The organism is Kiloniella sp. (genome assembly GCF_965205715.1).
Lineage (GTDB): Bacteria > Pseudomonadota > Alphaproteobacteria > Kiloniellales > Kiloniellaceae > Kiloniella.
Genome location: NZ_CBDBHW010000001.1, coordinates 1 through 20299, shown reverse-complemented (window position 1 = coordinate 20299; position 20299 = coordinate 1). Strand labels below are relative to the sequence as shown.

The 20299-nt window shown below is 45.5% G+C and carries 22 protein-coding genes and 2 pseudogenes; 5 read left to right on the top strand and 19 right to left on the bottom strand.

Translation table 11 applies throughout. The features are described 5' to 3' along the window. Nucleotides 1-63: 63 nt before the first annotated feature. The gene (locus ACOGW3_RS00120) at nucleotides 64-2052 is read right to left on the bottom strand and encodes a ParB/RepB/Spo0J family partition protein (protein WP_419901091.1); all 1989 of its coding nucleotides are present in this window, start codon (nucleotides 2050-2052) and stop codon (nucleotides 64-66) included. A gap of 176 nt (nucleotides 2053-2228) precedes the next feature. Continuing rightward, nucleotides 2229-2651 carry an antirestriction protein gene (locus tag ACOGW3_RS00115; RefSeq protein ID WP_419901090.1) on the bottom strand — a complete coding sequence of 141 codons (423 nt, stop codon included), beginning with the start codon at nucleotides 2649-2651 and terminating at the stop codon, nucleotides 2229-2231. Nucleotides 2652-3021: 370 nt separating this feature from the next. Here ACOGW3_RS00115 and istA (ACOGW3_RS00110) point away from each other — a divergent pair, with 370 nt between their 5' ends. Together istA (ACOGW3_RS00110) and istB (ACOGW3_RS00105) are read left to right on the top strand one after the other, a co-directional pair. Further along, nucleotides 3022-4530, top strand: coding sequence for an IS21 family transposase (istA, locus tag ACOGW3_RS00110; protein WP_419901087.1), 1509 nt, complete (start codon nucleotides 3022-3024; stop codon nucleotides 4528-4530). Beyond that, complete coding sequence (gene istB, locus ACOGW3_RS00105) at nucleotides 4527-5339, top strand: IS21-like element helper ATPase IstB (RefSeq protein WP_419901088.1); 813 nt, start codon at nucleotides 4527-4529, stop codon at nucleotides 5337-5339. Before istA (ACOGW3_RS00110) ends, istB (ACOGW3_RS00105) begins: the two co-directional genes overlap by 4 nt. A 23-nt stretch (nucleotides 5340-5362) precedes the next feature. On the opposite strand, the pseudogene ACOGW3_RS00100 reads toward istB (ACOGW3_RS00105), so the two are convergent. The 10 genes and pseudogenes from ACOGW3_RS00100 to ACOGW3_RS00055 all read right to left on the bottom strand — a co-directional run bounded on the left by ACOGW3_RS00100 (nucleotide 5363) and on the right by ACOGW3_RS00055 (nucleotide 12418). Then, nucleotides 5363-6389 (bottom strand): annotated as a pseudogene (locus tag ACOGW3_RS00100) (transposase). Nucleotides 6390-6530: 141 nt separating this feature from the next. Beyond that, nucleotides 6531-6890 (bottom strand): zincin-like metallopeptidase domain-containing protein, encoded by a 360-nt coding sequence (locus tag ACOGW3_RS00095; protein ID WP_419901089.1) that lies wholly within the window; start codon nucleotides 6888-6890, stop codon nucleotides 6531-6533. Nucleotides 6891-6950: 60 nt separating this feature from the next. Beyond that, nucleotides 6951-7763: an IS21-like element helper ATPase IstB gene (istB, locus tag ACOGW3_RS00090; protein ID WP_419901088.1), complete on the bottom strand. Its 813-nt coding sequence runs from the start codon at nucleotides 7761-7763 to the stop codon at nucleotides 6951-6953. Then, entirely contained in the window at nucleotides 7760-9268 is a 1509-nt protein-coding gene (gene istA / locus ACOGW3_RS00085; RefSeq protein WP_419901087.1) for an IS21 family transposase, read from the bottom strand. Before istA (ACOGW3_RS00085) ends, istB (ACOGW3_RS00090) begins: the two co-directional genes overlap by 4 nt. Nucleotides 9269-9432: 164 nt before the next feature. Further along, complete coding sequence (locus tag ACOGW3_RS00080) at nucleotides 9433-9861, bottom strand: ArdC-like ssDNA-binding domain-containing protein (RefSeq protein WP_419901086.1); 429 nt, start codon at nucleotides 9859-9861, stop codon at nucleotides 9433-9435. Between the two features lie 84 nt (nucleotides 9862-9945). Further along, nucleotides 9946-10596, bottom strand: a complete 651-nt coding sequence (locus tag ACOGW3_RS00075; protein WP_419901085.1) for a hypothetical protein — start codon at nucleotides 10594-10596, stop codon at nucleotides 9946-9948. 99 nt (nucleotides 10597-10695) lie between these two features. Next, on the bottom strand, nucleotides 10696-10965 hold the full coding sequence (locus ACOGW3_RS00070) for a hypothetical protein (protein ID WP_419901084.1): 270 nt from the start codon (nucleotides 10963-10965) through the stop codon (nucleotides 10696-10698). Nucleotides 10966-11013: 48 nt separating this feature from the next. After that, complete coding sequence (locus tag ACOGW3_RS00065) at nucleotides 11014-11598, bottom strand: recombinase family protein (protein WP_419901083.1); 585 nt, start codon at nucleotides 11596-11598, stop codon at nucleotides 11014-11016. 171 nt (nucleotides 11599-11769) lie between these two features. Next, nucleotides 11770-12189, bottom strand: a complete 420-nt coding sequence (locus ACOGW3_RS00060; protein ID WP_419901082.1) for a hypothetical protein — start codon at nucleotides 12187-12189, stop codon at nucleotides 11770-11772. Further along, a complete protein-coding gene (locus ACOGW3_RS00055) occupies nucleotides 12179-12418 on the bottom strand; it encodes a type II toxin-antitoxin system prevent-host-death family antitoxin (RefSeq protein ID WP_419901081.1) in 240 nt (79 codons plus the stop codon). The genes ACOGW3_RS00060 and ACOGW3_RS00055 overlap by 11 nt, the downstream gene beginning before the upstream one ends. A 233-nt stretch (nucleotides 12419-12651) precedes the next feature. Between ACOGW3_RS00055 and ACOGW3_RS00050 the strand changes: the two genes are divergently transcribed. Further along, on the top strand, nucleotides 12652-13314 hold the full coding sequence (locus tag ACOGW3_RS00050) for an AAA family ATPase (protein WP_419901080.1): 663 nt from the start codon (nucleotides 12652-12654) through the stop codon (nucleotides 13312-13314). A 10-nt stretch (nucleotides 13315-13324) separates the two neighbouring features. After that, entirely contained in the window at nucleotides 13325-13696 is a 372-nt protein-coding gene (locus tag ACOGW3_RS00045) for a hypothetical protein (protein ID WP_419901079.1), read from the top strand. On the opposite strand, the gene ACOGW3_RS00040 is transcribed toward ACOGW3_RS00045, so the two are convergent. Further along, nucleotides 13644-13811, bottom strand: coding sequence for a hypothetical protein (locus ACOGW3_RS00040; RefSeq protein WP_419901078.1), 168 nt, complete (start codon nucleotides 13809-13811; stop codon nucleotides 13644-13646). The genes ACOGW3_RS00045 and ACOGW3_RS00040 overlap by 53 nt on opposite strands. On the opposite strand from ACOGW3_RS00040, the gene ACOGW3_RS00035 reads away from it, so the two are divergent. Continuing rightward, nucleotides 13798-15030, top strand: coding sequence for an ISL3 family transposase (locus ACOGW3_RS00035; RefSeq protein ID WP_419901077.1), 1233 nt, complete (start codon nucleotides 13798-13800; stop codon nucleotides 15028-15030). The genes ACOGW3_RS00040 and ACOGW3_RS00035 overlap by 14 nt on opposite strands. Before the next feature lie 105 nt (nucleotides 15031-15135). On the opposite strand, the pseudogene ACOGW3_RS00030 reads toward ACOGW3_RS00035, so the two are convergent. From ACOGW3_RS00030 to ACOGW3_RS00005, 6 genes and pseudogenes are all read right to left on the bottom strand, one after another. Beyond that, nucleotides 15136-16655: pseudogene (locus tag ACOGW3_RS00030) on the bottom strand (Tn3 family transposase); the annotation flags it as partial. 41 nt (nucleotides 16656-16696) lie between these two features. Continuing rightward, a complete protein-coding gene (locus ACOGW3_RS00025; RefSeq protein ID WP_419901076.1) occupies nucleotides 16697-16981 on the bottom strand; it encodes a DUF4406 domain-containing protein in 285 nt (94 codons plus the stop codon). A gap of 81 nt (nucleotides 16982-17062) precedes the next feature. Continuing rightward, the gene (gene tnpA, locus ACOGW3_RS00020; protein WP_419901075.1) at nucleotides 17063-17497 is read right to left on the bottom strand and encodes an IS200/IS605 family transposase; all 435 of its coding nucleotides are present in this window, start codon (nucleotides 17495-17497) and stop codon (nucleotides 17063-17065) included. Nucleotides 17498-17614: 117 nt separating this feature from the next. Next, nucleotides 17615-17923, bottom strand: a complete 309-nt coding sequence (locus ACOGW3_RS00015) for a double-stranded RNA binding motif domain-containing protein (RefSeq protein ID WP_419901074.1) — start codon at nucleotides 17921-17923, stop codon at nucleotides 17615-17617. A 70-nt stretch (nucleotides 17924-17993) separates the two neighbouring features. Then, on the bottom strand, nucleotides 17994-19400 hold the full coding sequence (locus ACOGW3_RS00010; protein WP_419901073.1) for an ISKra4 family transposase: 1407 nt from the start codon (nucleotides 19398-19400) through the stop codon (nucleotides 17994-17996). 75 nt (nucleotides 19401-19475) lie between these two features. Beyond that, nucleotides 19476-20051: a recombinase family protein gene (locus ACOGW3_RS00005; protein WP_419901072.1), complete on the bottom strand. Its 576-nt coding sequence runs from the start codon at nucleotides 20049-20051 to the stop codon at nucleotides 19476-19478. Nucleotides 20052-20299: the final 248 nt, after the last annotated feature.

Below are 20299 nucleotides of genomic sequence, written 5' to 3'. Positions count from 1 at the left end.
GAACAACCTCACAGAAATCAAGGAAGTTCACCCGACCTCAAGTTAAGTCGCAGGGAGAAACGACTATTCTGCTGCCAGTGACATTTCACTTTCCAAATTATCGGGATCCTCAGAAGCTACTTCCTCTAAAAAAGCCGGAACCTCATTTGAAACAGGCTCGGCCTCATCAATTAAATCTTGTTCTGTAATCCTTGATACAGCCATGATTTCAGGCACCCATTCCGCAGCACGTGCACGCTGTTCCTCCGTAAGAGACGCATTCTCCGGATCGAACAGTTTGGTAACAGCCTTGGCCAGAACGGCCTTTTTCTCGGATGAGCGGGACAAGCCCCATTGCAGATCAACGATCTCTGATCCAATTTTCAATAAATCTTTGATTTTGATCCTGGAACAAAAAGCATCAACGGTCGGCCACCAGTAGTCGCGGATACGTAAGCCCGATAACCGGGCTGCGTGCTCGATGACATCGTTTTCGCTATTAGCCGGTGCGAGTTGCGAGTGAAGCGTCCGCGCAACAGAGTAAGCCAGAAGTCTCAGCTTTTCCTGTTCCCCTAAAGCAGACAAATTATCAAAATTAGCCACTGCATCAGAACTCCATGTTAGACGAAAACTAGCCTTGATCTCCTCCAGTTCTAACCAAGCCGACGAGGCTTCTTTTTCTGCGTCATCAAGGGTTTTACCAATCTCAGTAGGTGAAATGGCCAAGGGTGATAACACATACCCGCTAGAAAAGAGGGGCTTTACCATGCTGTAAAGCAAGAGATCAAAAGCAAGGCCGGGATTCCTCGCAATGTCTGCCTGCATTGCCTTACAACGCAGGTCCCGCAGACTATCAAGTAAAGCCTGACTATAAGTTGGTGACGCATCGTCTTCAGAGATGCTTTCGCCTGTATCCTCGCCTTCAGTCTCAGGATCCTCCTCTATATCTTCTGGCCTCACTAAGCCCTCGTGTAGATTAATTTCACCGCTGTAATTCAAAGATACAAGAACACCCGACATTGCTTTGTCTTCCGGTGTAAATGCCTCAAGACCCTCATTCAATTCGTCCTGGCGTTGATGCAACTCATCCCACTCAACCTGCTGTTCTTCGCTAAAATCATCTTCATGGACATCAAAAGCATCTATAGATATCTCAATTTGAGCCAATTCAGCCTGTTCATCTTCTGTTAGATCGACAGCCTCGGGATAAACCCTGCCCATACCCGCAGTTAAGCTATAGTCCATCTCGATGGCGACCTCGGCCCATTTCCAACCATCAGCCAATTGTTCCGTACAAACTACTTCCAGTTTTTCTTTAACCAGCCCTTCAACCAGGCTAGTGTCTTCCAGAAAAACGTCCTCGCTAAAGAGATCAGAAAGCACCGACCCACCAGCTTTCTCATAAGCCTCAAGCCCGATACATTTCACAAACTTATGGTTTACCGGATAAGTTTCCCGAGCCATGGCGCTTTTAATATTATGCGGCTGTCTGTTCCAGCCTGGAGCATTCTGAAAATGCTCGACCTGACGTTCCTGGTCATCAGTAACCGCATAAGCCTGTAGATCATCAAGCGTAACCTCGCCAGCTTGATAAGCATCAAGAATAGGTTCAGCTACACGTGCCAACTTCAACCGACGTTTTACGGCCACGACTGTAATCCCAAAATGACGAGCGATATCGTCTTCGGAAAGGTCCTTCGTTTTCAATAGTTCAAACGCTTTTAGCTCATCAACAGGTGACATCGAGACACGGGCCATGTTTTCCATGAGCGAAAGTTCGTCGATCGAAATGCCCTCAGCCACTTCACGGCAATAGACTTTATGGTCTGGCTTGAGCTTCCCCTCCTCCACAAGAGCAGCTAAAGCAGCCAACCGTCTGCCGCCTGCGACAACCCCATAGGATTTACCCTTACCCGGCACCACCATAAGTGGGTGTAACAACCCAATAGCCTCAATGGATGCCATCAGCACTTTCAGGTCATCAACCGAGGTTGCCTGCTTACGCACGTTCTGTTCTGAAATCGTCAGATCGCTTAGAGCAATCTCAATAATGTCATTTGTTTTCTTAGCCATTTTCTTTCTCCCAAAAGATTGAGGCCCACGATGTTTCGCAGGCCCCTTAAATATTAAATTCATCAAAAAGTTTGTGATTGGTACGAGATTTGAGTGAGGTCCTTCCTTTCTCCAATTTTGAATATTTCAAAAAAAAGAAAACCTTCTCCCCTCCCCGGCACTATCAATGCAGCTCGCTAATCTATTGCAGAAAAGATCTTGGACGCTTCAGCATGTACCCCGGCAAAATCTCGCAGGGCATGGAACAAATCCGCGAAGTCATCTTCAGGGTACTTCTCTGACATGTGGCTGTAGACAAAAAGACAGGTCACAATCCCTGCAGCGTCAGCGCTCATGGTATCGTCGAAGTAATTCCCAGTTATCACTATTTGTAAATCGTCATCAATCTTTGGCGCCATATAGAAGCCTTCAGGGATTTCGTAAAAGGCCCACATAGCTCCTGTGTAGTCCGGGCTTAAGTTATCAAGTGTCCCAAAAATAGTTGCTTCGACCTGCATCATCTTGGGACCGAAATATTTTGGCAGGATGTCGCAGCGCTCGTTTTCAGGAACTTCACACACAGAGATGTGTTGCGGCTGCAATGCTAATTGTTGGGACATTATTATTTTCTCCAGGGTAGGACCGGAAGCCAATCTCCCGATCACTTCTTACCCTGAAAAAACAACCTTCGCTCCATAGCTACTCGGCAGCTACAGCACAGTCTAAAGGTTGGAGGGACTGTAAATATTCTGTTGCCTCCTGAGCTTTAGCTGCCGCAGTGAAAATGGCGTATTTGTCACCTTTGAGCACTGTTCAGCGACAATAACCTTGGCCGGTTGCGACAACCACCTTGGCCGGTGGATCTGATCATTAAAAAGGGCGTGCCCGTTTGATAATCAGATCCACCGGCCAAGGCTTAATTTGGTGTTAGTTACAAGCTGCTGTGAGTTGATAAATTAGGAACCTCTAGATGTAATTGGAGGAACCTGTTTGCCGTATAAATTTATCACAGATGAACAACTGAGACTTTACATGACAGATAGAAAAACTCATGGTCAACGAACCGCCGCTGCCCGCGCAGGGTTTAGCGAACGCACGGCCCGCCGATTTGACGTTGATGCGACTTTACCGTCACAACGCAATATAAAGCGAGGGCGAACAGTTTCTGATCCGCTTGAAGATATCTGGGATAAGGACATCCTTCCCATTTTGGATAAAGACAACTCGGTCAAACCCATTACTTTGTTGCGCCACATACAGAGCCTCTATCCGCTCCGTTTTCCCGATGACCGTGTCAAGCGCACGTTAGAGCGCCGAGTTCGGGGATGGCGGGCTCTGAATGGCCCTGAAAAGGATATCATTTTCAGGCAAACACCTGAGCCGGGTTACATGGGCCAATCAGATTTCACGGATGCAGCCGACTTAAGTATTACCATTGCAGGAGATCCTTTGGTGCATCGGCTCTATCATTTTGTTCTGGTATATAGCCGATGGGAACATGTTGGGGTCGTACTTGGCGGTGAGAGTTTTACAGCCCTTGCGGAGAACTTACAAAATGCGCTTTGGTCCTTGGGGGGCGCTCCTGAAAACCACCGGACCGACAGCCTGTCTGCGGCCTTTCGGAATTTGAGCGTTGAGGAAAAGGAGGACATTACCAAACGTTATTCTGCTTTTGTTGAGCACTACGGTATGGAGGCCAGTCGAAATAACAGAGGGGAATCACACGAGAACGGTGCCATTGAATCTCACCACGGTCACCTTAAGACTGCGATAAAGCAGGCCCTGATTTTGCGTGGCAGTAATGACTTTGACACTTTGGATGAGTATCGGCGATTTTTGGACGAGCTGATTGCTAGACGGAACAAACATCGTGACCAAGATATCCAAACAGAGTTGAAATCTCTCAAGGCGTTACCTCCTCGGCGAACAACAGATTACACTGAAGTCGTGTCGAGAGTTACCAAAACAAGTGGTTTTTTAGTTAAGCAGGTTTTTTATAGCGCCCCTTCTCGCCTAATTGGTCAACGCTTGCGTGTCCATATTTACGATAACCGGATAGAAGCCTATCTAGGCAGCACTCATGTCGTCAGCCATTCTCGTGAGCGGGGGCACGGCAAAGGCCCCCGCATTCATGTTATCAATTATCATCACGTCATTCATGCTCTCAAACGTAAACCTCAGGCACTCGCCAATTCTATTTATCGTGACAGTATTTTTCCAAGAACCGAGTACTCCCTGGCCTGGACATTGTTTCAGAAAAAGTTGTCCCGCAGAGATGCGTGTCGTCAGATGGTTGGGATACTTTTCCTTGCGCACGAAGAGGCTTGTGAGGCCGAAGTCGCGCACCTGATTTCGAGAGAAATCAATGCAGGAAGGCTACCTTGCGCAAAAAAACTTAAGCTGAATATCACAAAAAAGAACACGGATTTACCTCCTGATATTCCCGTGGTTCAACCTTCATTATCAGTCTTTGATACTCTGTTGGAGGATCGGGCATGACAAACATTGAAGTGGATCAGCACAAGCTGCCTCTTATGCTAACTGACTTACGATTACCCAGCTTTCACAAACACTGGCAAGATATCGCAATCCAATCCGACAAGGAGGGCTGGTCAGCAGCCAGGTTCCTTGCCGTTTTGGCCGAATATGAATTGGCCGAAAGGGACACGCGACGCATTCAACGCCATCTCAACGCATCAAACCTGCTGGGCGGAAAAACTCTGGCCACTTTTAACTTCAAGCGGCTGCCTAACGTGAAAAAGGCGCAGGTCGAAGCCTTGTCTGCCGGTGACTGGATTGACGCAAGAGCAAATCTGATTGCCATTGGAAATTCAGGGGGAGGAAAAACTCATCTCCTATGCGCCGTAGGTTATGCTCTTATAGAGGCTGGATACCGTGTGCTCTATACGCAAACCAGTGATCTGGTGCAAAAACTCCAGGCTGCCAGACGTGAACTTATGCTCGAAAACGCCCTCGCAAAACTCGATAAATTTGATCTCATCATTCTCGATGATATTACCTATGCACAAAGGGATATATCTGAAACATCCGTGCTCTTTGAATTGATCGCCAGACGATATGAGTACCGAAGTATTGCAATTGCTGCCAATCAACCTTTTAGCGGATGGGACAATATTTTTCAAGATAAGGCCATGACCGTTGCAGCAATCGATCGTCTTGTTCACCACTCAACCATTCTTGAGATGAATATCGACAGCTACAGACAATGGGAAGCCGCCCAAAATCTCAAAAAAATGTTGCGGAAAACCACAAACAAAAAGGTGAAAAATATGCCTGAAGCATCGTAAATAAACGTCAGATCACAGCCGCATCAAAAGCGGCCAAGGTGGTTGACGCAACCGGACAAAGTGGTTGACGCTCTACAGAGCACATCGAGCCAATTTTTTACGTAGTGGAAATGATCGGCGCGAGGCAAAGAGCCAAACCCTAAAAGAGAAGACACCATAGCCGACGTAATCTCTGCAATGAGGCACTTCTCCGCTTTGCCTCTGGCTCGCTTACGGATCATTCCTATACTGACATTACCAGCCTCTATCCTGGCGCTTGTGAGCTTGTGTTTGGCGTAGTTGCAGATGCCCACACAATGTTTCCGTAGGGATTTCGCGAACTTTTTTAGATAGAGCATCTGTGACTGATCTGCTATCAGGCACCAACGTTCCAGTTGCTCCGCCATCGCCTCAAATGAAGCGGCACTCCACAGCAGCTGAAGCTGTTCTTTCAAGACGTAAAGTGCATTCAGGTTGCTATTGCTCTCCAGCAACCTTTGCAGCTTGTCACTTTGTTTTTCACTCAACTTATCCGCATTTTTGAGCAACAGATAATGTGTCCCTTTCACCCATATCCATCGCTACGGCCTTTATTTTGCAGGCTGTATCTGGTTGCAGTTGTTTCAAAAACCTTGAAAAAACCTCGGCAGTTCGGCCTGCTTCAACCCAGATCAGATGACCGCCAACCATATCGTAGACCACCGTCATGTAGTCATGACCTTTCGCCCGGGCAACTTCATCTACACCAATATATTCCAAGCCAGTTAGCTCTGCAGGATCAAGCGTAGGGAGAGTTTCAATAAGGTATGCCCTGTCGATATTCTTGACCGTTTCCCATCGTATATCCAAATGTCTGGAAACCGCTTGAATAGACATATGCCGACATAATCCACTGATCAGTCGGCAAAATCGGTGAGTGAAACGGCACCCTTTATCAACAAAATCACACCCCTCAATGCGGCGTTCGCCCTTGTTAATATAAACCTGCGCCAGCTCAATCTCGACCACACAAGGATACCCAAAAAGGGGGATGTCGTTTACTTGTCGGCGGACATGCTGGTTGATGCTCATCCAGTTTAATTTCATTTACACGTTGCCCTTTGAGGCCTAAAATATGCTGCGAGATGTTGATTGTCATATACCTGCTCTATGTAAAGTTATCAGAAACCATACATATCAACAGGTTACTTGGCGGTCGGCATCTTTTTCTACTCAACAAAGCGGAGAAGAGCCTGCAATGAGTTCTTCGGCTGCGTACTTCTGGCTACCAAACCGACCAGAAAGATCTCGGGCCAAACGATGAGAACTCCCGCTTGCATGAGCGGCCTCATGGGCAAGCGTCGAATATAGGTGATCTGTGGCCGTACCATGCTCAGTTGCAATAAAACAACTGCGATCAGGCATCCCAACGTAATCACCTGAAGGACTATAAAAAGCCTTACCCTGTCCATAGCGGATATCAATGCCAGTATTTTCGAAAAAAGCTTCTGCGCTATCGATGATTTCGGCCTCTCCTGCCTCCCGTGCTTCTGGAATTTTCCAACCCTCTACCTGGTGTAGAGCGTCAACCACTTTGTCCGGTTGCGTCAACCACCTTGGCCGCTTTTGATGCGGCTGTGATCTGACGTTTATTTACGATGCTTCAGGCATATTTTTCACCTTTTTGTTTGTGGTTTTCCGCAACATTTTTTTGAGATTTTGGGCGGCTTCCCATTGTCTGTAGCTGTCGATATTCATCTCAAGAATGGTTGAGTGGTGAACAAGACGATCGATTGCTGCAACGGTCATGGCCTTATCTTGAAAAATATTGTCCCATCCGCTAAAAGGTTGATTGGCAGCAATTGCAATACTTCGGTACTCATATCGTCTGGCGATCAATTCAAAGAGCACGGATGTTTCAGATATATCCCTTTGTGCATAGGTAATATCATCGAGAATGATGAGATCAAATTTATCGAGTTTTGCGAGGGCGTTTTCGAGCATAAGTTCACGTCTGGCAGCCTGGAGTTTTTGCACCAGATCACTGGTTTGCGTATAGAGCACACGGTATCCAGCCTCTATAAGAGCATAACCTACGGCGCATAGGAGATGAGTTTTTCCTCCCCCTGAATTTCCAATGGCAATCAGATTTGCTCTTGCGTCAATCCAGTCACCGGCAGACAAGGCTTCGACCTGCGCCTTTTTCACGTTAGGCAGCCGCTTGAAGTTAAAAGTGGCCAGAGTTTTTCCGCCCAGCAGGTTTGATGCGTTGAGATGGCGTTGAATGCGTCGCGTGTCCCTTTCGGCCAATTCATATTCGGCCAAAACGGCAAGGAACCTGGCTGCTGACCAGCCCTCCTTGTCGGATTGGATTGCGATATCTTGCCAGTGTTTGTGAAAGCTGGGTAATCGTAAGTCAGTTAGCATAAGAGGCAGCTTGTGCTGATCCACTTCAATGTTTGTCATGCCCGATCCTCCAACAGAGTATCAAAGACTGATAATGAAGGTTGAACCACGGGAATATCAGGAGGTAAATCCGTGTTCTTTTTTGTGATATTCAGCTTAAGTTTTTTTGCGCAAGGTAGCCTTCCTGCATTGATTTCTCTCGAAATCAGGTGCGCGACTTCGGCCTCACAAGCCTCTTCGTGCGCAAGGAAAAGTATCCCAACCATCTGACGACACGCATCTCTGCGGGACAACTTTTTCTGAAACAATGTCCAGGCCAGGGAGTACTCGGTTCTTGGAAAAATACTGTCACGATAAATAGAATTGGCGAGTGCCTGAGGTTTACGTTTGAGAGCATGAATGACGTGATGATAATTGATAACATGAATGCGGGGGCCTTTGCCGTGCCCCCGCTCACGAGAATGGCTGACGACATGAGTGCTGCCTAGATAGGCTTCTATCCGGTTATCGTAAATATGGACACGCAAGCGTTGACCAATTAGGCGAGAAGGGGCGCTATAAAAAACCTGCTTAACTAAAAAACCACTTGTTTTGGTAACTCTCGACACGACTTCAGTGTAATCTGTTGTTCGCCGAGGAGGTAACGCCTTGAGAGATTTCAACTCTGTTTGGATATCTTGGTCACGATGTTTGTTCCGTCTAGCAATCAGCTCGTCCAAAAATCGCCGATACTCATCCAAAGTGTCAAAGTCATTACTGCCACGCAAAATCAGGGCCTGCTTTATCGCAGTCTTAAGGTGACCGTGGTGAGATTCAATGGCACCGTTCTCGTGTGATTCCCCTCTGTTATTTCGACTGGCCTCCATACCGTAGTGCTCAACAAAAGCAGAATAACGTTTGGTAATGTCCTCCTTTTCCTCAACGCTCAAATTCCGAAAGGCCGCAGACAGGCTGTCGGTCCGGTGGTTTTCAGGAGCGCCCCCCAAGGACCAAAGCGCATTTTGTAAGTTCTCCGCAAGGGCTGTAAAACTCTCACCGCCAAGTACGACCCCAACATGTTCCCATCGGCTATATACCAGAACAAAATGATAGAGCCGATGCACCAAAGGATCTCCTGCAATGGTAATACTTAAGTCGGCTGCATCCGTGAAATCTGATTGGCCCATGTAACCCGGCTCAGGTGTTTGCCTGAAAATGATATCCTTTTCAGGGCCATTCAGAGCCCGCCATCCCCGAACTCGGCGCTCTAACGTGCGCTTGACACGGTCATCGGGAAAACGGAGCGGATAGAGGCTCTGTATGTGGCGCAACAAAGTAATGGGTTTGACCGAGTTGTCTTTATCCAAAATGGGAAGGATGTCCTTATCCCAGATATCTTCAAGCGGATCAGAAACTGTTCGCCCTCGCTTTATATTGCGTTGTGACGGTAAAGTCGCATCAACGTCAAATCGGCGGGCCGTGCGTTCGCTAAACCCTGCGCGGGCAGCGGCGGTTCGTTGACCATGAGTTTTTCTATCTGTCATGTAAAGTCTCAGTTGTTCATCTGTGATAAATTTATACGGCAAACAGGTTCCTCCAATTACATCTAGAGGTTCCTAATTTATCAACTCACAGCAGCTTGTAACTAACACCAAATTAAGCCTTGGCCGGTGGATCTGATTATCAAACGGGCACGCCCTTTTTAATGATCAGATCCACCGGCCAAGGTGGTTGTCGCAACCGGCCAAGGTTATTGTCGCTGAACAACCTGGTCTGCATTGAAAACCCTCGATGTCCACGACTTCATAAAGGTTTTACCAGTCGTATCATCTCTGGCACCATCTGCGGCCTCCTCTGATCCAGCAGGATCTCCAACCCTGAATTTCTTCCAGAAAACAACCATAGAGCCTTTACTACCTTTCTTGATTGTCGCTCCGAGTTCTTTCCACTGTTTGAAAGTCGCCCAATAACCTGAGCTGTAATCGCAAGTCTTACCTCTTGCCCACAAAGCAACGATGTTACCGCCACGATAGGACTTTTTCGTCAACGCATTAATCGGCATGGCCAATGTCCCGTTTGAGTGCCAGGGCATGACCCACTTGCTCCCGTCAGCTAGACCGCTCTCAATTGCCACAATAATCTGGTTGGTGATTTCCTCTGCACCATCAAACTTACTCATGATTATCTCTCCAGGTTGAGAACTGGAGACCACTTCTCCAATTCTTAGTTCAACCTGGGAGAACCCTCACCCCTTCAGCACAGATCAGAAAAGCATCCCGATCGTATCATATGGAAGTACAGGCATACGGCCACCATCAAGCTCATGGTTAAGACGACGGGCGAATGCCTTGATATCGTTTAAATCCTTAAGGAAGGCGTAGTTATTGTTCCCTCCGGAGTAATCCTTCCGGTGATCACAGCTTCGGTACAAAATGTCACCAAACCGGGAAAAGCCCTGAAAAATCTGTAAATACAGATGATCTGTGTGCAGGATCGCTTCTCCACCAACGGCAACGCCGCCCATACTAGAGCTGATATCAAACTCACCCTTTACATAACCAAGAGCGTCAGCGAGGCGTTTGAGCTGCTTCTTTGCCTCTTTGTGAAACGCCGCTTTCCGATCTGGATCGTAAGACAAGGTTTTCTCTGCCAACTGGATCAGCAGCGGTTTTTGCAATCTGATCGCCTGGGCGTCCTGGCACACAGATATTGCCTGTTGTCTATCAAAGCCTGAGCCTTGAACAAAGCTGTTTAGTTTTGTCAGAATTAACCCTACGGCCGGATCGCTTACAGGGGCGACCCCCTCATCGCCACATTCACGGATGGCACGACTGAGCGCTGACAAGGTGCTTTTGAAGGAATTTTGTTGTGAGATCTGGAGGGCGACTTCTTCGCGGGTTTCTGTGGCGTTCATCTTCGATCATCTCCGGGTTACCGGAGTGACCTCTTCACCCCGGGCTTTTCGCCCAGGGAGAACTGTCTTCACTTCGGATCATACGAAACGCAGAAATAATCAAAGCACTAGCCCAGGTTGATCGTCTGAAGCCAATGCTTCGGTTAAAAAAGAACCCAGAAGCTGTTCTTGATAAAGCTGTTGGTGCGTTTTGTAGTTTGCCCAAACAACAGCACCGTTCCAATGATACAAATAATACCAATTACCAAAATAGAGAGCATGATCTTCTGCTTCATTCAAAAAATCCGCATCAATCGCATCCTCGATAAGAGCTTCAATATATTTATCTTTGATCCGAAAGAATGTGCCATCTCGTAATAATTTAGCCATGAAAATTCCTTTAAGTTTAAGGTGAATATATCAAGGTCTGCTTAATAGTTAGGCATCCATCCTATCCCGCAGGCCAGATATACGCCGTGACAGAGTAGATTTTGAAACACCCAGAGTCTTAGCAACCTTAGCGTAGCCTCGCCTCTTACCATTTTTATCAGGCGTATCAAGCAAAGTGATCGCCATTTCTATATCCTCATCCGTAACCTTCTCTTTCGGCCCAGGGCGCTTACCGTTCTCTCTGGCAATCTCCAAGCCCCTCATAGTACGCTCAATAATCAGGTTACGTTCCAATTCAGCAAACACAGCAGCCATCATCAAGATAGCCTTACCCATTGAGCTAGAAGTATCCATACCATCGGAAATCGACTGGAACTTAACCCCCTTAGCCTCAAGTCCCTCAATGAAACTCAATACCTCTGTTGTGCGCCGCCCCAAGCGGTCCAGTTTCCAGACAACAAAGGTATCATCCTTTCGAAGGATCCCCATAGCCTTATCAAGTTCCTCACGGACAACCGCATTACCTGATACTTTCTCGCTGTAGACCTCTTCGCAACCAGCCTCTTTTAAACCCTTAATCTGGTATTCAAGGTTCTGGTCCTTGGTAGATACTCTCGCGTAGCCGATTTTCATTATTGTTCCGTATTAAAAAATATTAACTTCATTACGGAACAATCTATTATAGAACAAATAACAGAACAACAATTACATTGATTTAATTCACTTTTATTTTTGCTATGGAACATACCTATATTCGGCCCATCTAGGAACAGGCAGACATGCTTATTTCTCTCGATGATATTCTCAATCTACATCTGTACGCCTTACAGACTTAATTTTCGCTTTCTTTAGCAGAACGAGTAAGTTGCTTTTTATCGTTTTTAAAAATGCTGGGCTAAAACTACCTATTTTTGCATCTGGTTCTAAATAAAATGATTCTTCTAAGATATCTACATTTATCTCATCAAGTATAATCCAGAGCTTCATCTCCCTCGACAGATGCGCACGATGCCTTTCCGTATCGGGGATAAGGAGTGCTGATTTGTTCTGATCTGGTGCTTTTGATGTAATTGCCAAGAAAAACAATCTTGTCTGCGTAGGTGAGAGAACCGCCTTTATAGCAAGTGCACAGGGCCTACTCTTACGCCCTTCCGTCTCCCCCCTATTATCTTGCCAACGCCATAGATAAGGATAATTCCATATATCTCCCTCACTAATCATCAAGATCTACCTCTAGACGATCCATTAACTCAAACGCTAAATCATCTGGTAACTCATTGAGTGAATACGCTTTACGCTGATCACCTTGAGCACTCATTTTTTTAAATTTTTCAATGGTCATAACAACAAAACGTGGCTTGCTGTGTTTTGTTATAGCAACAGGTTCAGCAGCAGCTGCTGCAAACAAATCACCGGAACTTCTAGTTACGTCAGCTGCGCTGAACTCTTTCATAATCACATCCTTAAATTTGTATTTATCAATATATACAAAATATATGAATATATCAACATACATATAGCCAAATAAAAGCATATCGCATTATTTGATATATTACTGCTAGCAACAATGTACCCGGTATATATCATGTATATACTATTAATATATCCAATACATATTGACTTTATAACATATAATCAGTATATACTTGTTATATCACATATATATATCAAAGATAAGGTTGCTATATGCCCGTTATATCATTTGCAAATTCTAAAGGTGGCGTAGGAAAATCTACGTCAGCTTTAGTATTGTCATTAGTATTAGCTAAACATAATTCTAGCGTCACATTAATCGACGCTGATCCAAATCAACCATTAAAGCGATGGGTAAAACGAGATCCAGATAGAGTACCAGAGAATTTACATATTATACCGGATGTTAATGAGGATACTATCCTTAATGCCATAGACGAAGCTTCATCAAAAGATGCGTTTGTAATCATTGATTTAGAAGGCTCAAAAAACATAACTGTAAGTTACGCGATAGGTCGCTCTAACTTAGTAATAATTCCTATACAAGGAAGTCAACTCGATGCTGATCAAGGTGTTAACGTTATTAAATTAATTGAACGAGAAAAACAAGCTTTTGCAAGGAATATTAATTATTCTATCCTTTTTACACGTTCGACAGTAATACAGGCGCGAGATGTAACACATGTACGTAATCAACTCAAAGAAAATGAAATAAATGTACTGCCCACCGAGTTAATGGAACGTTCTGCATTTCGTACAATATTTCAACTTGGAGGAAGCATTTACGATCTTACAAATAAAGAAACAAGCAATCCACATAAAGCTATTGAAAATGCTGAAGCCTTTACAAACAGCGTTGTAGAAATGTTAGGATAATTGATACAATATGACTGATACTGAGCGAAAACGAGCTTCTTTATTTAGCGATGAGAATGAGCCAGACGATAAAACCTCAAAAAAGAAAATCAATCTTGACCGTTTTGCTCCCAAGAAAGCCCCACCCATAGACACTAATATATTAGAAACTCTTAGTGAAGAAGCAGGATTTACAACAAGTCATGCAAAAAAAACTGTCGCTAAACGCGATGGTCGAAAACTCAAAAAATCAGCCCGCACTACTCAGTTTAATGTAAGATTAAAACCACAAACTGCAGAGCGGTTCTGGGTAGGCGCTGAAAATAAAGGTTTAGAATATGCCGATGATTTCATGGAATATTTATTAGATGTCGTTGATGCATATGAATCAAAAGATATTTAAAATACTGGCTCTTCTCCGCTTTGTTGAGTAGAAAAAGATGCCGACCGCCAAGTAACCTGTTGATATGTATGGTTTCTGATAACTTTACATAGAGCAGGTATATGACAATCAACATCTCGCAGCATATTTTAGGCCTCAAAGGGCAACGTGTAAATGAAATTAAACTGGATGACGGCGGTGTTAAGATTGTCATTCACTGCAGCCGAGACGCGCGTAGGAGGGCTATAGACCCTGCTACAGGCCAGAAGGGAAGCATCAACCAGCATGTCCGCCGACAAGTAAACGACATCCCCCTTTTTGGGTATCCTTGTGTGGTCGAGATTGAGCTGGCGCAGGTTTATATTAACAAGGGCGAACGCCGCATTGAGGGGTGTGATTTTGTTGATAAAGGGTGCCGTTTCACTCACCGATTTTGCCGACTGATCAGTGGATTATGTCGGCATATGTCTATTCAAGCGGTTTCCAGACATTTGGATATACGATGGGAAACGGTCAAGAATATCGACAGGGCATACCTTATTGAAACTCTCCCTACGCTTGATCCTGCAGAGCTAACTGGCTTGGAATATATTGGTGTAGATGAAGTTGCCCGGGCGAAAGGTCATGACTACATGACGGTGGTCTACGATATGGTTGGCGGTCATCTGATCTGGGTTGAAGCAGGCCGAACTGCCGAGGTTTTTTCAAGGTTTTTGAAACAACTGCAACCAGATACAGCCTGCAAAATAAAGGCCGTAGCGATGGATATGGGGCCTGCCTACCAAAAGGCTGTCAGAGAGTCCTTGCCGTTGGCCGACATAGTATTTGACCGTTTCCACGTCATGAAAAACTACAGCAAAGCTATCCATAATCAGCGTCGACTTGAGTTCAGAAAGGCCGATCCAAGTGGTAAAGAGTTGATGAAAGGGACACATTATCTGTTGCTCAAAAATGCGGATAAGTTGAGTGAAAAACAAAGTGACAAGCTGCAAAGGTTGCTGGAGAGCAATAGCAACCTGAATGCACTTTACGTCTTGAAAGAACAGCTTCAGCTGCTGTGGAGTGCCGCTTCATTTGAGGCGATGGCGGAGCAACTGGAACGTTGGTGCCTGATAGCAGATCAGTCACAGATGCTCTATCTAAAAAAGTTCGCGAAATCCCTACGGAAACATTGTGTGGGCATCTGCAACTACGCCAAACACAAGCTCACAAGCGCCAGGATAGAGGCTGGTAATGTCAGTATAGGAATGATCCGTAAGCGAGCCAGAGGCATCAAGGATACCGAATACTTCAAACTCAAAATTAGACAATCATCCATTCCAGATAATCAATCTATGCTCTATTTGAAATCCTAAATCTACTCAACAAAGCGGAGAAGTGCCAAAATACTTAATCTATAATCACCGCCTATAAAGGGGTCTGTTCCGGTAGGGGGCAGAATGACACCTTAAGCTCTAATTCTATTTTTTATGCCACCTGTATTCGCCGGTGATGAGGATATGTGCCCATCCGAGGGGTGAGATGTGAGGCAGAAGTTCGATTGGGCATTCCAGCCCTGCGCGTTTTCGCTGCGCAACAGTCTTGCCAAGCTGATCTGTGTTCCAGTAAATAATGATCGCGGCGAGGAGATTGAGACCTGCCATGCGGTAATGCTGGCCCTCAGCTGTCCGGTCACGAATTTCACCTTGGCGTCCGATCCTCAGCGCATTCTTTAAGGCGTGGTGGGATTCTCCTTTGTTGAGCCCGATCTGGGCGCGGCGCTGCATGTCGGCATCAAGCAACCAATCGATGATAAAGAGTGTCCGTTCGACCCGTCCGATTTCACGCAGGGCGATAGCAAGGTCATGCTGTCGTGGATGAGAAGAAAACTTTTTCAGGAGTTGGCTGGGCGGCATGATACCCGCCACCATGGTGGCAGCACTGCGCAAAACATCTGGCCAGTTTTCTACGATCGTGCCTTCCCTGACTTTGCCGCCAATCAACCCCTTCAGTTCCTTCGGGACGCTACTCGGATCAAAAACATACAGACGTTTTGAGGGTAAATCTCGGATACGAGGGATGAACCTGTAATTCAAAAGTGCTGTTACAGCAAAAACATGATCCGTAAAGCCGCCGGTATCAGCGTATTGTTCGCGGATGTTTTTACCCGTTTCATTCATCAGCAACGCATCAAGAATGTATGGGGCCTCGCTCACGGTTGCGGGTATGTTTTGTGTGGCGAAAGGGCCATACTGATCTGACACATGGGTATAGGCTTTCAACCCGGGTTCATTGCCTCGCCCTGACGCGCAGCCGAAAAGAATTGTCCATCACTGGAGGCGGTGACACCTGCTCCCCAAAACTGTGCCATGGGCAAGGCTGATTGCGCTTTTATCACTATGGCTAGTGCACGATTGATGGCCTCGCTTTCAATATGCCAGCGGGATAGACGCGAGAGCTGGAAATAATCATGCGTATTCGTGGCTTCGGCCATTTTGCTGAGACCCAGATTGAGCCCTTCTGCGAGTAACACGTTCAAAAGCCCTATTTTATCGTTGCAGGGCGCACCTGTTCGCAGATGGGTAAACGCATCGGTAAAGCCTGTAGCCTTCTCCACATCCAGGAGTATATCGGTAATTCGCACATCTGGCAGACGTCGGTAAAGATCAAGGACAAGTTCACCTGCTTCAGCAGGAACGTCAGCGGTCAAACGATCAATTTTCAGGATACCATTCTCAATGGATCCGCCAGGAATAGCACCAGATTTAGCGGCAATGGCCAAGCGTTTCAGCCCATCGGCCATGCGTGCTTTGCGCTCATTTAGCCATTCCACAGGATCAAACGGCACGATCAACCGAGGCGTAGCTTTTGCCGCTTCAATCGGCACCAAAGCCTGCTTCATATCGCCGTAGCGCCGGGAATGAGCCAGCCAGATATCACCGGATCGGAAGGCATCACGCAAGTGAGACATTACAGCCACTTCCCATAATCGATGACCATCTGGATCTTTGCAGAGCATGAAAAAGTGTGGGGCATTTACGGTTAAGTTAAGAATACAGCAACCATCCCTAATTTTGTGGCCATGGCGTATTCTGCACACGCCCCAGGAGAGGCTTTCCATCCTGGAAGGAGGTGAATTTCATCACAAGCTCGTAACATAGCAAGGCATATATCCATATACTCAGCCTGAGAAAATCCCTGGGGTAAAGATGCGGGGTTCATGACGGCGTGTCCTTGCCCTGTAAGGTGTTGTCCATAATCATCAAAGGCTTCCTTGTTCAGGTTTTTCAATTCTGTCATTGGGCCTGCTATATAGATTTTGGGCATCTAGTTAAATGACCCCCGGCAAAGCCGGGGGCTTAAGCGGGTGAGCCCCTTAAAGGGGCAAATTGGGAACCGCTAAAGCGGTTATGGATTGAATATATCCATTTGGTCAAAGTACTTATCACGCTCTTCTTGCGTTCTGATATACTCCCTCACCATCTGTTCATCGAGCCCTACAGTTGAGACGAAATATCCACGGGCCCAAAAATTTTCACCCTTGAAATTCCGTGCTTTATTTTTGAATTTTCGAGCTATGGCAATCGCGCTTTTTCCTTTTAGGTATCCAACGACTTTTGAAACAGCATGTTTGGGCGGTATGCTGATACACATGTGAATGTGATCCGGCATCAAATGGCCCTCCTCAATCTTACTTTCGCGATGCCCGGCCAGTTCATGGAAAATTTCACCAAGATACTGACGTAGGTTGCCATAGATAACTTTTTTCCTGCGTTTAGGGATGAAAACCACGTGGTATTTACAATCCCATCTCGTATGTGCAAGGCTTTTGTAATCTCTCATCGGCTAATTCCTTTGTTATTTTGGTCAATAAACAAAGAAATGTAAGACCGTGGGAACGGTCAAACCATTGAGAGTCCCCCGGCATAGCCGGGGGTTTACCGGATTAAATTATCTTCTTCAAAATTTGGATATTTCTGCGAGTTTCTGTAGCATCAGTGTCGCGGCATTCTTGCGAGCCTGAACTTTAGAGCGTCCTTGCCCCTCTGTTCGTTCTATATTTTTCAATATGCAATCATAAATATAGACAGGTGTTCCAGCCTGATTTGTCTCGGGATTAAGAAAATTATAAACAGGATAATCTAGTTCCATATGAGTACACCACTCTTGCAAAAGGCTGCCTGGATTAACTGTATTTCCTTTTTTATCAAGCTGATGAATACTCGGCACCGGTATGCTCTCATTATATTGTGCGTTCTTCTTTTCCATGGGCAGTAATCTTATCTAGGCGAAATTGATATCATCTCGGTTTTTAGTTTTGGCAAGGGAGCTTGAGTAGCTACGCTGCCAGATTCAGATCGGGTATATACTGTTTTTCAGCTTGCCCTTCGATTTTTAAACCAGGGTACCAGCCAGAAAATATATTCTTCAGATCTCCATTAAGCACGGCCGTTCGGGTTTGCAATAAATAATGGGCCCCTTTATGGCTCCACTGCATTTGTTGTTTCTTGACCATCCGCTTGGCGACAACCTCGTTGATCGTTGACTCAACAAATGCCGTCGAGATGATTTCATCATAACGATACCGCTCTCCATAATTGGGGATCATAGGCTGGTTATTCTCTATGTATGTATACATTTCAGATAAGTGTTTGTAGAACTTTTTTCTATTTTCGTAATGTAATTCATCGTCATAACAGACGTCACAACACTCACCTATTTTTTCCAGAGATTCTTGGACATTCCCGTGCCACAGGTACCATTTGGCACTCTCCAGATCCTTAAATATCATAGCACCATCTTTTGGGTCTGATTTTTTCATCCCCTTAGCAAACTGGTTGAGAACAGTGAACCGCATTGTCACATGGAACCAGTCAAGAATGTGGAGAGATTCTGGATACATCATAAATTGCAAATCTCTTAAATTATCAGCTCCATCAGACAAAAAGGTGATTTGCTGATTGTTTTGCATCCCTTGATCAGACAGCATACTCATGAGTTTTTTTCTTGGATGATCATCTATTTTCTGAACAAAGCCAAAGCGTTTAGGTGCTTTTTCTTTCGAGAAAGACTTGCCAGCAACCACTTCAAAATTAGTCTTCTTCTCATACCAGTTTCGAACGTAACCGCCATCTATACCGACTGTTATTGGTTTGCCGGGTTTAGGTAAATTCCCCCATTCGTAAGCACACCCTGAAATGTATTCAGGTTTCCCTTCCAAGTCATTTTCCTGGCGCTTGGCGACTTTATGTAGATGATTTCTAACCGTTGAAGCATTAAGAGCAGTGCCAACAGGCAGAATATCTTTCAGTAAATTTGACGTCAGACCGTAAGCCATCAGAGAGGCCCACTTTGTCTCGATATATTGTAGCTCCGGGCTATTATGATCGGGGATCCAATCTGTTAGCAAGCTTGTTGTCTTGGCAGGGATAACCTTACAATCACAGTTATAGACACGAAGGCTTGATAACGGCACAATCCCGAACAACGTCCGGTAGTGAATGCCATAATGACCTTTTATACGACGCTTTTTCTGGCAATGAGGGCAGTTAAGGTGGGTCTTGGTGTAAAGTTCCGCTTGATGGCTGACCATCAGATTTTGAAGGGATTTCAACAAGCTCTTTGATTCCATGAGAGATAAACCAATGTCATCAGGATTGTCAGGCACCTTGTCCAGGCTGATAATATCCTCAATGGTAGTTTCTCCAAAATCATCTTTAACACTCACCTGAATTGTAAATTGCATCTCATGCCCCTTGTGCTCAGCGTCAGCACCAAGTCATGCTACGCAAGGAATTTGGCCCGCTATTTTCCTGTAATATTAATGGCTCCTGGCCAATTGTTTACGTAGTTTGTAATAGGTAGAAACCCCAAGACCAACATTTTCGCAAGCCAGTTTCAAATTGATCCCCTTAGCACAGAGTGCTTCGATTGCGGGGATTTTGTTCGAATCAGCGGCTGGCCGACCTGTCTTCTCACCCCTTGCTTTTTTCGCCGCTATGCCATCAGCTTGTCGCTCTTTAACAAGAGCCCTTTCAAACTGACTGAATGCAGACATCATATGAAGCTGTAGCTCTTGCATAGCGTTCACCTTACCTGAACTAAATGTCAGATTTTCCTGTAGAAAAACCAATGACACGCCTCTGTCCCGGAGATCCGTCGTAACAGAGCACATGTCCATCATATTTCGGCACATTCTATCAATCGATGAAACAACGATCGTATCACCAGGTTTGGTTACATTTAGCATCTCTTGGAAAAAGGGCCTGTTGACATCCTTGCCACTTGCTTTGTCAGTGTAGATTTTATCAATGCAAAATCCGGATCCTGAAATAGCCTCTTCTTGTCGGCCCGTATTTTGGTCCCTGCTGCTTACCCTGATGTATGCGTAGATCAATGTGAGCCTCTGATCTCTAATAATATAATAGAGATTTGTAGAATATTCCAGAAACGTAGATAAAGCCATACTTTATAGACAAAATACGATAGGAAACCAGATCTACGAAAAGGTATACTTTTAGAGAAAATGCCTACAACCATTCCTTTTTAGTTACCCAATAATCACAAACTCATCTATGGATGGCTTTTCCAAATCCAGCTTCGCAAAACCTTTGTTTACCTCATGGCGGTTAAAACGAACTTCAT